Annotated in this window: 12 protein-coding genes and 2 tRNA genes; 11 read left to right on the top strand and 3 right to left on the bottom strand. The window is 54.0% G+C overall.

Going from position 1 to position 11,857, the window contains the following annotated elements:
* The first annotated feature begins 119 nt into the window (after positions 1 to 119).
* From ACT3RQ_RS13750 to nadA, 6 genes are all read left to right on the top strand, one after another.
* Complete coding sequence (locus ACT3RQ_RS13750) at positions 120 to 1,037, top strand: segregation and condensation protein A (protein ID WP_444680704.1); 918 nt, start codon at positions 120 to 122, stop codon at positions 1,035 to 1,037.
* The gene (scpB, locus tag ACT3RQ_RS13745; RefSeq protein WP_444680672.1) at positions 1,034 to 1,846 is read left to right on the top strand and encodes an SMC-Scp complex subunit ScpB; all 813 of its coding nucleotides are present in this window, start codon (positions 1,034 to 1,036) and stop codon (positions 1,844 to 1,846) included. The genes ACT3RQ_RS13750 and scpB overlap by 4 nt, the downstream gene beginning before the upstream one ends.
* A complete protein-coding gene (gene rluB / locus ACT3RQ_RS13740; protein ID WP_444680671.1) occupies positions 1,833 to 2,699 on the top strand; it encodes a 23S rRNA pseudouridine(2605) synthase RluB in 867 nt (288 codons plus the stop codon). Before scpB ends, rluB begins: the two co-directional genes overlap by 14 nt.
* Before the next feature lie 238 nt (positions 2,700 to 2,937).
* Positions 2,938 to 3,013 (top strand) — tRNA-Lys (locus ACT3RQ_RS13735).
* Positions 3,014 to 3,067: 54 nt separating this feature from the next.
* Positions 3,068 to 3,143 (top strand) — tRNA-Lys (locus ACT3RQ_RS13730).
* Positions 3,144 to 3,450: 307 nt separating this feature from the next.
* Entirely contained in the window at positions 3,451 to 4,482 is a 1,032-nt protein-coding gene (gene nadA, locus ACT3RQ_RS13725; RefSeq protein ID WP_444680670.1) for a quinolinate synthase NadA, read from the top strand.
* Positions 4,483 to 4,574: 92 nt separating this feature from the next.
* Here the strand turns inward: nadA and ACT3RQ_RS13720 are convergent, their stop codons facing one another.
* Entirely contained in the window at positions 4,575 to 6,035 is a 1,461-nt protein-coding gene (locus ACT3RQ_RS13720; RefSeq protein WP_444680669.1) for a M48 family metalloprotease, read from the bottom strand.
* A 155-nt stretch (positions 6,036 to 6,190) separates the two neighbouring features.
* Here ACT3RQ_RS13720 and ACT3RQ_RS13715 point away from each other — a divergent pair, with 155 nt between their 5' ends.
* Positions 6,191 to 6,451 carry a sulfurtransferase TusA family protein gene (locus ACT3RQ_RS13715; RefSeq protein WP_444639078.1) on the top strand — a complete coding sequence of 87 codons (261 nt, stop codon included), beginning with the start codon at positions 6,191 to 6,193 and terminating at the stop codon, positions 6,449 to 6,451.
* Positions 6,451 to 7,548: an AI-2E family transporter gene (locus ACT3RQ_RS13710; RefSeq protein ID WP_193056861.1), complete on the top strand. Its 1,098-nt coding sequence runs from the start codon at positions 6,451 to 6,453 to the stop codon at positions 7,546 to 7,548. Before ACT3RQ_RS13715 ends, ACT3RQ_RS13710 begins: the two co-directional genes overlap by 1 nt.
* A gap of 106 nt (positions 7,549 to 7,654) precedes the next feature.
* Here the strand turns inward: ACT3RQ_RS13710 and ACT3RQ_RS13705 are convergent, their stop codons facing one another.
* Complete coding sequence (locus ACT3RQ_RS13705; RefSeq protein ID WP_193053283.1) at positions 7,655 to 8,131, bottom strand: peroxiredoxin; 477 nt, start codon at positions 8,129 to 8,131, stop codon at positions 7,655 to 7,657.
* Between the two features lie 251 nt (positions 8,132 to 8,382).
* On the opposite strand from ACT3RQ_RS13705, the gene dapA reads away from it, so the two are divergent.
* The 3 genes from dapA to purC all read left to right on the top strand — a co-directional run bounded on the left by dapA (position 8,383) and on the right by purC (position 11,093).
* On the top strand, positions 8,383 to 9,267 hold the full coding sequence (dapA, locus tag ACT3RQ_RS13700; protein ID WP_172117405.1) for a 4-hydroxy-tetrahydrodipicolinate synthase: 885 nt from the start codon (positions 8,383 to 8,385) through the stop codon (positions 9,265 to 9,267).
* Positions 9,268 to 9,362: 95 nt separating this feature from the next.
* A complete protein-coding gene (locus ACT3RQ_RS13695; RefSeq protein WP_444680668.1) occupies positions 9,363 to 10,346 on the top strand; it encodes a lipoprotein, NlpB in 984 nt (327 codons plus the stop codon).
* Positions 10,347 to 10,376: 30 nt separating this feature from the next.
* On the top strand, positions 10,377 to 11,093 hold the full coding sequence (gene purC, locus ACT3RQ_RS13690; protein WP_192527624.1) for a phosphoribosylaminoimidazolesuccinocarboxamide synthase: 717 nt from the start codon (positions 10,377 to 10,379) through the stop codon (positions 11,091 to 11,093).
* A gap of 9 nt (positions 11,094 to 11,102) precedes the next feature.
* On the opposite strand, the gene tsaA is transcribed toward purC, so the two are convergent.
* Positions 11,103 to 11,834, bottom strand: a complete 732-nt coding sequence (tsaA, locus tag ACT3RQ_RS13685) for a tRNA (N6-threonylcarbamoyladenosine(37)-N6)-methyltransferase TrmO (RefSeq protein WP_193053280.1) — start codon at positions 11,832 to 11,834, stop codon at positions 11,103 to 11,105.
* Positions 11,835 to 11,857 lie beyond the last annotated feature (23 nt).

The raw sequence follows: 11,857 nt of genomic DNA, 5'->3' as shown, positions 1-11,857 counted from the left end.
ACCGTGCGCCAGGCGCAACGTCAGGTGCTGACTTTGTTACACTGCTTTCTAATGCCCACTGACCAAGAGATACCGACTGAGTGAGCGACACACAAAACGCCACCGCTGATCCTGAACGCATGGCGACGTTGGCACAAGAGCCCGTCGTCGAAGCGCTTGGGCGGTTGTTCGATGAGCCGATTACTCAACTGCCGGAGGATTTGTATATTCCTCCCGAGGCGCTGCGCGTTTTTCTGGAAACCTTTGAAGGACCGCTGGATCTCTTGCTTTACCTTATTCGTCGGCAAAATTTAGATATCTTGACGATCAACGTGGCCGCGATTACCCATCAGTACATTGAGTACGTAGAGCTGATGCAGGCGATGGAGATCGAGCTTGCCGGTGAGTACTTGCTGATGGCCGCGATGTTGGCGGAAATTAAATCGCGCTCGCTACTGCCTCGGCCGCCCAAAGCGGAGGGCGAAGATGAAGAGGACCCTCGGGCAGAGCTGATTCGTCGCCTGCAAGAGTACGAGCGTTTAAAAGCCGCTGCTGAAACGCTGGATACGTTGCCTCGTGTAGGGCGTGATTGGTTTAGCGTGCAGGCGGGTTTGCCCCCGCTTGAGTCGCGGGTGATTCACCCGGATGTAGAACTGGACGAACTGCTGAGTGCGCTTTCCGATATCCTTAAACGTGCCGAATTAACCCAGTCCCATCAGATTAGCCGTGAGGTACTGTCTACCCGTGAGCGTATGCTCAAGATCATGGAGCAGCTCAGCGAAGACAGCGCGCACCAACGCTACACGCCTTTTGAAGCCCTGTTTATCCTGGAAGAGGGGCGGGCAGGCGTGGTCGTCACCTTTATGGCTATTTTGGAGCTAGCGAAGGAGGCAATGATCGAAATTGTCCAGAATGCACCGCTTTCTCCTATCCATGTGCGGGCGCGCAGCGGCGCGATAGTCGATGATGAAGAAGCCGCTTTTGAAACGCTTGCTTTAGAGGAAGCAGGCGGCGCCTTTGAAGAGCCTGCCTTTGAGCCTGATGAGGAGGCACCGTGAAGGACACCACCTTAGACAACATTATAGAAGCCGCGCTGCTCGCCGCAGGCGAACCGTTGGATGTCGAGCGGCTCGAAACCCTGTTTATCGACGATGAGTGCCCGCCGAGACGAGAGTTGCGTGACGCCTTAGCGCGCCTTGCTCTGCGCCATAAAGAGGGCGCGTTAGAGTTGGTGGAAACCGCATCAGGGTTTCAACTGCGTATTCAACCACGCCTTGCGCATTGGGTGTCACGCCTCTGGGACGAACGCCCCCAGCGCTATTCGCGTGCGCTGCTTGAAACCCTGTCGTTGATTGCCTACCGGCAGCCTGTTACCCGTGGTGATATCGAAGAAGTACGCGGGGTCAGCGTGAGCAGTTCGATCATGCGCACCTTAATGGAGCGTGGATGGGTTCGTGTGGTTGGCCACCGCGATGTGCCCGGACGGCCCGCCGTCTATGCCACTACACGAAGCTTTCTGGACGATTTTGGCCTGAAAACGCTGGATGCACTTCCCCCCATGCATGAATTGGTTAATTGGGAGGAAAGAGAAGAGGCTGAGTTACCGGTTTCACAAGAGGCTCTCCTTGAAGAGGAGGGTGAGGAATCAAGGCCCAAAGAAACACTGGACGAAGCGCCAGAAAGCGTGCAGGATGCGCCACCCAAGACGGCTGAGAGAGCCGACGACCACGCCGAGACGGCGTTAACCCAGCCGCTAAGTTTTGCTGATTTAGAAGCTCGACTTGCGGCACGTGCGCAGCGCCCACATGATGACAGCGCACGCACGCAGACCAATGATATGAGGTCAGACGATCATGACTCAGAGTAACCACACCCCTCCCGTTAGTGAAAAACTCCAGAAAGTGCTTGCCCGAGCGGGACTGGGTTCGCGGCGCGAAATGGAAACCGCTATTTCTGATGGCCGAGTAAAGGTCAACAGCCAGGTCGCCAAGCTGGGTGACCGCGTTGAAATGCGCGATAACGTAAGTTTCGATGACCGCCCCGTTACACTGCGACCCGAGAACGAAGCGCCGCGTCGCGTCATCATGTACAACAAGCCAGAAGGCGAGCTGTGCACGCGTAAAGACCCGGAAGGCCGTCGTACCGTATTTGAGCGTTTGCCACGGCTAAAAGGCGAGCGCTGGATTGCCATTGGCCGACTGGATATCAATACCAGCGGTCTGCTGCTTTTCACGACCGATGGCGAGCTTGCCAACCGGTTAATGCACCCCTCAACCCAGGTTGAGCGTGAATACGCCGTGCGCGTAATGGGTGAAGTAAAGCGCGAACACATCGTAGCGATGGTGGATGGCGTTATGCTGGAAGATGGCCCTGCGCGCTTTACCGATGTGCAAGAGTTTGGTGGTGAAGGTATCAACACCTGGTTCCACGTCGTCATTCTTGAGGGACGTAACCGCGAGGTGCGCCGCCTGTGGGAGTCTCAAGAGCTAACGGTTAGCCGCCTGAAGCGTGTGCGTTACGGCAACATCTTTATTGATAAGCGTGCTAAAGCGGGAGAATGGATAGAGCTTTCGCAAGACGAAGTCGATGATCTCGCCACGATCGCTAACCTTGAAACACGTAAGGTGCCTGAGCTGACGCCGGACGAGAAGAACCGTTGGAGCCGCGACAAAAATAAGCGTCGTCCGGTACAGACAATGCGCAAGCCTAAACGCCGCTAATTTTATAACTACCCAAACCAGGGGTGGAAAATTGGTTCGCACTGGCCAGCCATCAATCGCTTGATGGCTGGCTTTTAAGTATCTGGGTACCTTAAAACGATCGTTGTTGTAGCAGGCATGATCGTGGCGGCAGAGACTCGCATGGGCCATGAAACCCGCTTTAATTACACTGCGGGAGAAAGTTAAAAACTTCTTGCCATGGCTAATCATGGTCTGTACTATATGCATCCGTTCGAAGGGGTCGTTAGCTCAGTTGGTAGAGCAGTTGACTTTTAATCAATTGGTCGTAGGTTCGAATCCTACACGACCCACCATCGAACAGCGCGTCATTAGACATATCGCTATGTCAGCACGGTAAGCAAAAATTTGGGTCGTTAGCTCAGTTGGTAGAGCAGTTGACTTTTAATCAATTGGTCGTAGGTTCGAATCCTACACGACCCACCAAATTCAACGCCCTTGGTAGCTTGCTGCCAGGGGCGTTTTGCTGTGTGCCTGATGCGTACAGCCGCACAATATACCACTTGCAGAAGACAACAATTTGCCACCACAATGGCTTCATGCAATGTGATTAAGCAACGTTTATTAGAGAAAGCTGTTAAGAGAAAACAGCGTAGAGAAATAGTTAGTAGCGCAGTAGGCCACCGCGAGAGACGCAGCGGCCTGTTGCAATCGCGAGCGGCATGTGTGGATGACACAGGTCGCGACTAGTGTTTAACAGGGGGATTCCCTGTTCGTCACAGTGGTAGACACGATGACTATTATGACTTCTCAAGCTGAGCTTGATGCTCCGCTCCCTAGCCCGTATTGCCCTACTCGTATTCCCGCAGAAGACCAGGCGCGTGTCGAAGAGATAAAGCAGTTGCTGCACACGCACAATGCCGTCCTGGTCGCGCACTACTACACCGATGACGCTATCCAACAGTTAGCGGAAGAAACCGGTGGCTGCGTGGCAGACTCCCTTGAAATGGCGCGCTTTGGCGCTCGACATGACGCTACCACACTGATTGTGGCGGGTGTGCGTTTTATGGGGGAAACAGCCAAAATCCTTTCGCCTGAAAAACGTGTATTGATGCCCACGTTGGAGGCAACCTGTTCGCTGGATATTGGCTGCCCGGTAGATACGTTCAGCGCCTTTTGCGATGCGAACCCCGACCGAACCGTGGTGGTGTATGCCAATACATCAGCAGCTGTCAAAGCACGAGCTGACTGGGTGGTGACGTCATCCATTGCCGTTGACGTGATTGAGCACTTGCAGGCAAAAGGTGAAAAAATCCTTTGGGCACCGGATAAGCATCTGGGGGGATATATTCAGAAAAAAACCGGCGCTGATATGCTGATGTGGGACGGCGCCTGTATTGTGCATGAAGAGTTCAAGGCGAAAGGTATTGAGGACTTAAAACGCCTTTATCCTGATGCGGCGGTGCTGGTGCATCCTGAATCGCCGGACGCGGTGGTCAATATGGCGGATGTGGCGGGGTCGACGTCCCAGTTAATCAAGGCCGCTCAAACATTGCCCAATAACCAGCTTATCGTGGCAACAGATCGCGGCATTTTCTTTAAGATGCAGCAAGCGGTGCCGGGCAAGACATTGTTCGAAGCGCCGACAGCAGGGAATGGCGCTACCTGCCGAAGCTGCGCACACTGCCCGTGGATGGCCATGAATGCACTGGATAATCTGGCGGATGCGCTGCGCTACGGCAGTGGGGAAATTCATGTTGATGAGTCGCTACGCCAGAAAGCGCTAAAGCCGCTTGAGCGTATGCTGAATTTCAACGCTAAATAGGACAGCTTCACGCTGTGATCAGCCCATAAAACTCCTGGCCCTTCGCAGGCTAGGAGCTTTATGTGTGTCATTCATTTCAAAACGTTACGTCGTTAAAAGTCATCCAGCGCTTTACGGTATTCAATAAAGGCTTCTCGGCGCTGTTCAATGCGTGCAAGGGCTTGCTGGTCGTTCTCTTGCTCGGCCGCGTTGCGCGCCAGTGAGAGTTGCTGAATGCCTCGGTCAACTCGTCCTGTCAGCTGTAAATGCTCGGCGCGCGCCAAATGCCCCCAACCGTTGTGCCCGCTTCGCCCAGCGGCTTCAGCCAGCAGGTTAAAGCCTGGAGGGGATTCAGGGTTTTGCGCTGTTATGTTACGCAGGAGCTGATAAGCGGCTTCTGGGTCTCGCTGCAGCTGTGCCTCTGCCAAAATCAGTTGGGCGGGCAGATAAGATGGCATCAGCCTCAAAAGGCGCTGGCTTCGGGTAATGGCTTCATCATAGCGTTGGGCATCCAGCGCGACGCTTGCCGCAGACGCAGGCAGCATGCCGTAATCCGGTAGCTCAGTGGCCAGTTGATCGAGCATTTGTAAGGCTTGATCCGTTTGACCATTACGCGCAGTTATTAATGCCTCTAGATAGCGTCGTGCCGGCTCTTCTGCGTCATCCTGGGCAAGGCGGGAAGCGGCTTGTTGCGGGGAGTTTTGGTAAATGCTCAATAGGGCGCGAGCGCGCATCATGTCGTAAAGCGTATTGCTGGTATAGGTGCTGGCCACACTGAGCTGCGAGGCACGCCCTTGTGCATCGCTTAAGCGGCTATCTGAAACTGGGTGGGTCAATAGAAACTCAGGCGGGTTGCCGCCTTGTAGTCGCGCCAAGCGTTGCATGGCAGAAAACATGCGGACCATAGCATGAGGGTCGTAGCCAGCATCGGCCATCGCCTGTAAGCCGATACGGTCAGCCTCTTGCTCAAAACGTCTTGAGTAGCTGAGCTGGTCCTGGATCAGGGCAGCCTGTGAGCCCATGGCGGCGGCAAGGCCCGCTTCGCCACCTCCGCTGGCCGCTACCAGCATGCCCGCTAGCATGGCCGCCATGGCAGGAAGTTGTGTCTGTTCTGCTCGCGCGCTGCCTCGGGCGTAGTGGCGCTGTGATAAGTGGCCAAGCTCATGAGCAATCACCGAGACAAAAGCACCTTCATCTTCAGCAAAGGCAAAAAGCCCGGAATTGATTCCCACCACGCCACCGGGAACGGCAAAGGCATTGAGTGATCGGTTATCGACCATCACCATCGTCGTTTGCAGGTCTCCCAATTGGCTGTATGGCAGCAGGCGCGCCACAAGGCTTTCCAGGTAATCGCTTACGATAGGGTCTTGCCATTGAGGCGCCTGGGCCCGGAACTGACGTAGCCATGCTCGGCCCAAACGGAACTCTTCACTGCTGGCTGATGACGAGGGACCGCCAAGCGTGGGCAGATGATAGTCATTGAGTGCGTAGCTTGGCGGGCTTGAGACGCTAATGCTGCAAGCAACAATTAGCGCGCAGAGCCCGCGGGGATAAGCAGTCCGTATGTGCGGCATGGCATCCTCATTGATAAGGGTAAAGCGCAGCGGTTACCGCTGTGACATTGATTGATGCTGTAAAGTGCCGTTAAATCAAGTGAACAGTGATCATCGCAACATAAACAGTTTATGCAACAATGGCGAGATCATGCAGGCATTTTTAGGGAGCAGGTATGTCTGAATCATCCGTACGTTTTCATCCAGACGTGGTGCTTGATGCGTGTGGACTGCCGTGTCCGATGCCGTTACTCAAGACTAAGCAGGCGTTAGCCGGTTTGGCGGCTGGGCAGTTGCTTGAAGTGCGTGCCACTGATGCAGGCTCATGGCGCGATATAGCGTCGTTTACTGATCAAGGCAATCATGAGATGGCGGCGCGAGAGCAGCATGAAGGCACGTACTTTTTTTGGATACGTAAGGCGGGAGACGCACACTAATGACCATGCGTACTATTCTTAAAAGCTGGGTTGAACGCTATTTTTCTGATGAAGAAGCGCTCGTCTTATTGCTGGTATTGGTGGCTGGCTTTACGGCCATTATCTGGTTTGGCCACATGCTGGCGCCGTTTTTTACCGCACTGGTTCTGGCTTTTCTGCTGCAAGGGGTGGTGAGCGCTTTAACGCGAAGAGGGATACCTCATCTTTTAGCCGTTACTCTTATTTTTCTAGCCTTTATCAGTGCTTTGTTAACCCTTGCGTTCATTTTAATGCCGCTGATTTGGAATCAGTTGGTCGGGTTTGTACATGAAACGCCGCGAATGTTTGCCAGCGGCCAGGGGTGGTTGGATGAGATGCAGGCGCGCTACCCAAACCTGGTTACGCCTGATCAAATGCAGAGCTGGATCGGTGTAGCAAGCCGTGAAATTAGCCAGCTAGGCCAGCGTGCGCTGACGCTCTCCTTGGCCTCTTTGGGTAATGTCATGTCGCTGATTATTTACCTCGTCCTCGTGCCCATTCTGGTCTTCTTTATGCTGAAGGACCGCGAGGCGCTGGTTGGGTTCGCGGTTTCGCTGTTGCCACAAAAGCGTGCGCTGTTAACGCGCATCTGGCAGGAAATGGATCATCAGATTGCGAATTATATTCGGGGCAAGTTCATCGAAATCATCATTGTGGGTACGGTAGCGTTTGGCACCTTTACCTTTTTTGGCTTGCCGTATACAGCGCTGCTGGCTGTTCTGGTGGGCTTTTCGGTGCTGGTGCCTTTTATCGGCGCTGCGGTGGCTACACTGCCGGTCATGGCGGTAGCAGGTTTTCATTTTGGATTAAGCGATCAATTTATTTATGTGCTGGTTGCCTATGGCGTGATTCAGGCACTGGATGGAAACGTTCTGTCGCCAGTGCTGTTTTCTGAAACCAATAATATTCATCCCGTTTCCATTATTGTCGCGGTGCTTTTCTTTGGCGGTATTTGGGGCTTCTGGGGCGTGTTTTTCGCCATTCCGTTGGCCACACTGCTAAAAGCGTTGGTCTACGCTTGGCCGCGGGGTGTTCGTGAGCAGAATGGGGAAGAGGGTATTATCCAGGCGGAGTCATAAGACCGTATAGCCGCTGCCCGGGTGTTAACAATGCCCTTGGCTTAACACGCTGAGTCTTTTGAAAAGTTAACGCCCGCTCGGTGACGACACCGGGCGGGCGTTTTTATTAACGACTCGCGTGTAGTGCTTCAGCGGCAGCCAGCACTTCCTCTACGTGGCCTGGCACTTTAACGCCACGCCATTCGTTGGCAAGGTTGCCTGCTGCATCTATTAAGAAAGTACTGCGCTCAATGCCAAGATGCTCCTTGCCGTACATTTTTTTAAGTTTGATAACATCAAATATCGTACAGACGGTTTCATCCTTGTCGGAAATGAGCGGGAAGTTAAAATCCTGCTTGGCTTTAAAATTTTCCTGGGCACGCAAACCGTCCCGAGACACCCCTAAAATAACCGTATTGGCGTTATCGAACGCTTTTTTATGGTCGCGGAAATCGCCGCCTTCGGTGGTGCAGCCGGGTGTGCTGGCCTTGGGATAAAAATAGATAACGACCTGTTTGCCACGTAGTTCCGACAGTGTGATTGTCGTATCGCCCGTCGCACTTGCAGAAAAGTCGGGGACAGGTTGGCCTAATTCGATATGCATGCAGACTCCTAATCGTTGACGACTTATAGGGTGATTACACGCAACCTGAGGCAGCATGTCAAAGGCATGATAGGTGTGCATCACAAACTCACAGCGGTTTGCGCTGTACAGGCTCGAATCGCCTGAGTACCATTTACCCTCTGTAGGCCCAAACGGGCAGTCGCCATGATGCGTAAAAGAGTGGTTCGGCGCCTTGTCTGGATGTCCATGTTGGGCTTGGTCTCATAATTTTGTAGATGAGGAATAAACGGATGATCACAGGCAGCATCGTCGCCCTGGCGACGCCGATGAAAGTCAATGGCGACATCGACTGGGAGGCGCTTCGTCGTCTGGTGAACTTCCACCTTGATAACGGAACAGACGGCATCGTTGCCGCAGGCACCACTGGCGAGCCCACGACCATGACGTTTGCAGAGCACTTTGACGTGATCCGCAGTGTGGTGGAAGAGGTCAACGGACGCATTCCGGTGATCGCCGGTACGGGTGCTAATGCGACGTCTGAAGCCGTTGAGCTTGCTCGGTACGCCAGTGAAGTAGGGGCTGATTACTGTTTGTCCGTTTGCCCCTATTATAATAAGCCGACTCAGGAAGGCTTGTACCAGCACTTTAAGGCGGTGGCAGAAGGCAGCAAACTACCGGTTATCATGTATAACGTGCCGGGGCGTACCTGCTCTGACCTGTACAATGAAACGGTTGTACGCTTGGCAGGCGTTGATAACATCATCGGTTTGAAAGATGCCACTGGAAACCTTGAGCGCGCAGAAGATCTAATTTCGCGCTTAAAGGGCAGTGACTTTATGCTGTATTCCGGTGATGACGCGACGGCCTGCGAGTTTATGCTGATGGGTGGGCATGGTGATATTTCGGTGACGGCGAACGTTGCCCCTAAGGCAATGCATGAGCTATGTGCGGCCGCTGTCGCTGGCGATGCAGATAAAGCGCATCAAATTAATACCCGTTTAATGCCGTTGCATACTAATCTGGGCATTGAATCCAATCCTATACCGGTAAAATGGGCGCTTAACCGGATGGGGTATATGGATGCAGGTATTCGTTTGCCACTGACATGGTTATCCGAGAAGTACCACGCCACTGTCAGTGAAGCGCTGCAACTGGCGGGCGTGATTGAGGAGTAATGCTCTTTCATTACACCCAGCGCGATACCCTTTGTTACCGGGAGCACAGTGATGTGCTGCCGGTTAACTGATTTGTTGACTGTTAAGGTGGCTTGATGAGCTTTGTGCTTGAAAAACGTGCGCTTAAATGGATACCGCTGGCACTCGTAACGGCTGTCGCTCTGGCAGGTTGCGCGCGCGATGGTTATTACCACGACCGTAACCTGGATTATACAGAAGCCGCTCCGGCGCCCCCTCTGGTGCTGCCAGAGACCCGCAATGCGCAGCGCTATCAGGATGCACTGCCCGTTCCTCAAGCAGCCATGCAGGGTGCCCGCATCGAAGAAACTGCGGAAATACGCGCTCCTCAGTCGTTATCGATTGGCAGTGGTCTAGAGCCCGAATACGTAGAACGCCGGGAAGCAGGTAGCCAAAGCTGGCTAGTGGTGGCGGCCGATACGGGCGCCGTCTGGCCGCAGTTGGAGTCCTTTGCGCGTAGCCGTCAACTAGGTGTGGAGCAAAGCGATGCGTCGCAGGGCGTTATCGTAACGTCGCAGGCCGATTTACGTCTGCAAAGTGCCATGCGTTCTGGCAGCAGTGAAGTGCGCTGTGAACGTGGTGGCCAGACCATGACGAGCTGCCTCGACGCCTTGGAAGAGTTTCTGGGGGCGCGTAGTGCGTCACAGAGCGTGGCTTCCTCCTGGAATGCCCAGCGCTTGAATACCCAGCAAACGCTACAGCTTCGTCAGCAGGGTGATGAGTGGGAAGCTGTCATTCCCCAGCCGATTGATCGTGTTTGGGCTGAACTCAATCACTATCTCGCGTTGGATTTCACCCTACAAGGTCAGCGTAATCTGCTCGCTACCAGCCCGGAGCGTCATGAATTTCTGGTGGAATACATGACCGAGACTGAGCGTGGTCGCAACCCGCTGCAAATTGTATTTAGTGCCGATGTGCGCAAGATGCCCCAGGAAATACGTATTGTGCTGCAGCCCGATGGCAATCAGACCATTTTACGCGCGGTGAATGCCAGTGAGCGTGAGTTTAATGCCGATGACCAGCGTGAGCTGTTAGAACGTGTTGCTGGCTATTTACGTTAATCTGTTTATTTGATCCCTTTCGGAGCTGTCATGGAAAAGCGCCAAGAACTTTATGCCGGTAAGGCAAAATCTGTATATCACACCGATGATCCGGATCTGCTGGTGCTGCAGTTTCGTGATGACACCAGCGCTTTTGATGGTAAGAAGAAAGAAGCGTTGGCCCGTAAAGGGATGGTCAATAACGTCTTCAACGCGTTTATTATGGAGCGTTTGCAAGAGGCCGGTATCCCTACGCATTTTGAAAAACAACTCTCCGATACCGAGAGTCTTGTTAAAAAAATGCAGATGATTCCGGTCGAGTGTGTGGTACGCAACATCGCTGCGGGTGGGCTGGTAAAACGCCTGGGCGTTGAAGAAGGTGTTGCACTTACGCCGCCTACCTTTGAGTTGTTCTTGAAGAACGACGAAAAAGGCGACCCGATGATCAACGAGTCGTTGGCAGAAACCTTTGGTTGGGCAACGCCCGAGCAGCTGGGCAAGATGAAAACGCTGACCTTCAAGGTTAACCACGTGTTAAAGCAACTGTTTGCCGAAGGCGATATGCTGCTGGTGGATTACAAGCTTGAGTTTGGCGTTTTCAAGGGTGAAGTGGTATTGGGCGATGAGTTCTCACCGGACGGCTGTCGTCTATGGGATGCCAATACCCGAGAGAAGCTGGATAAAGACCGCTTCCGCCAAGGCCTGGGCGGTGTGATCGAAGCCTACGAAGAAGTAGGTCGGCGTCTGGGAATCACCTTTCCTGCCTGATCGCCCGTACTAGCCAGTCATGATGTCGATAGCCACCACCTCTAACGTGGTGGCTTCGTCGTTGTGTAGGGCTCGAAACTTCACATCGACATCGCGCAGCCTAACGCCGTAGACACGCCCAGGCTCCTCGCTTTGCTTGTAAGCGGGGCGTGGGTCTTGCCCAAGCACTTGCTCGATCAAGGCATACAAGCTTGCGCTATCAACGCGGCGTGCCAACGTATCCAGCGCATCGTGGCTGAACGTGACGGGCAGCAATACGGGGGCTTGCGGCGCAAAACCGGCGACAGCTTCAGGGCGTGCTTCGGCCCAGGGCAGGTAGGGCTTGATATCGACCACCGGGGTGCCGCTCACCAAATCGCAGCCTTCGAGTCTTAAACGAACCCCTTGGTGTGTGTCGATACCGACAAGCGTTACCAGCGAGAGGCCCAGCCGATTAGGTCGGTGGGTACTGCGGCTGGCAAATACGCCTACCTTGCGGTTGCCCCCAAGCCGTGGTGGGCGTACTAATGGCGTCCAACGCTCTGGGCTTTGATGAAAAATAAATGACACCCAAAGATGGCTAAAATCCTCCAGCCCACGCACCGTCAAGGGGTCGTTATAGGGTGCCGTTAGCACGAGACTGGCGTTGGCCGCCTGCGCCAGGCCCGGTTGGCGGGGGATGCCAAACTTGTCCGGGTAGTCGCTAACAACGTAACCGATAGGCGTCAGCGTAAAGGACGCACTTTCAGGGGCATTGTGCATGCTACTGCCTTATGCTGAGATAG

Origin of the sequence: Halomonas sp. AOP43-D1-4, from assembly GCF_052446175.1 — a bacterium.
Lineage (GTDB): Bacteria > Pseudomonadota > Gammaproteobacteria > Pseudomonadales > Halomonadaceae > Vreelandella > Vreelandella citrativorans.
This window is presented reverse-complemented; position numbering and strand designations above follow the sequence as displayed.

Coding starts and splice junctions, on each gene's coding strand:
- ACT3RQ_RS13750 (WP_444680704.1), top strand. CDS start 120: ATGGCGACGTTGGCACAAGAGCCCGTCGTCGAAGCGCTTGGGCGGTTG.
- rluB (WP_444680671.1), top strand. CDS start 1,833: ATGACTCAGAGTAACCACACCCCTCCCGTTAGTGAAAAACTCCAGAAA.
- nadA (WP_444680670.1), top strand. CDS start 3,451: ATGACTATTATGACTTCTCAAGCTGAGCTTGATGCTCCGCTCCCTAGC.
- ACT3RQ_RS13720 (WP_444680669.1), bottom strand. CDS start 6,035: ATGCCGCACATACGGACTGCTTATCCCCGCGGGCTCTGCGCGCTAATT.
- ACT3RQ_RS13715 (WP_444639078.1), top strand. CDS start 6,191: ATGTCTGAATCATCCGTACGTTTTCATCCAGACGTGGTGCTTGATGCG.
- ACT3RQ_RS13710 (WP_193056861.1), top strand. CDS start 6,451: ATGACCATGCGTACTATTCTTAAAAGCTGGGTTGAACGCTATTTTTCT.
- ACT3RQ_RS13705 (WP_193053283.1), bottom strand. CDS start 8,131: ATGCATATCGAATTAGGCCAACCTGTCCCCGACTTTTCTGCAAGTGCG.
- dapA (WP_172117405.1), top strand. CDS start 8,383: ATGATCACAGGCAGCATCGTCGCCCTGGCGACGCCGATGAAAGTCAAT.
- ACT3RQ_RS13695 (WP_444680668.1), top strand. CDS start 9,363: ATGAGCTTTGTGCTTGAAAAACGTGCGCTTAAATGGATACCGCTGGCA.
- purC (WP_192527624.1), top strand. CDS start 10,377: ATGGAAAAGCGCCAAGAACTTTATGCCGGTAAGGCAAAATCTGTATAT.
- tsaA (WP_193053280.1), bottom strand. CDS start 11,834: ATGCACAATGCCCCTGAAAGTGCGTCCTTTACGCTGACGCCTATCGGT.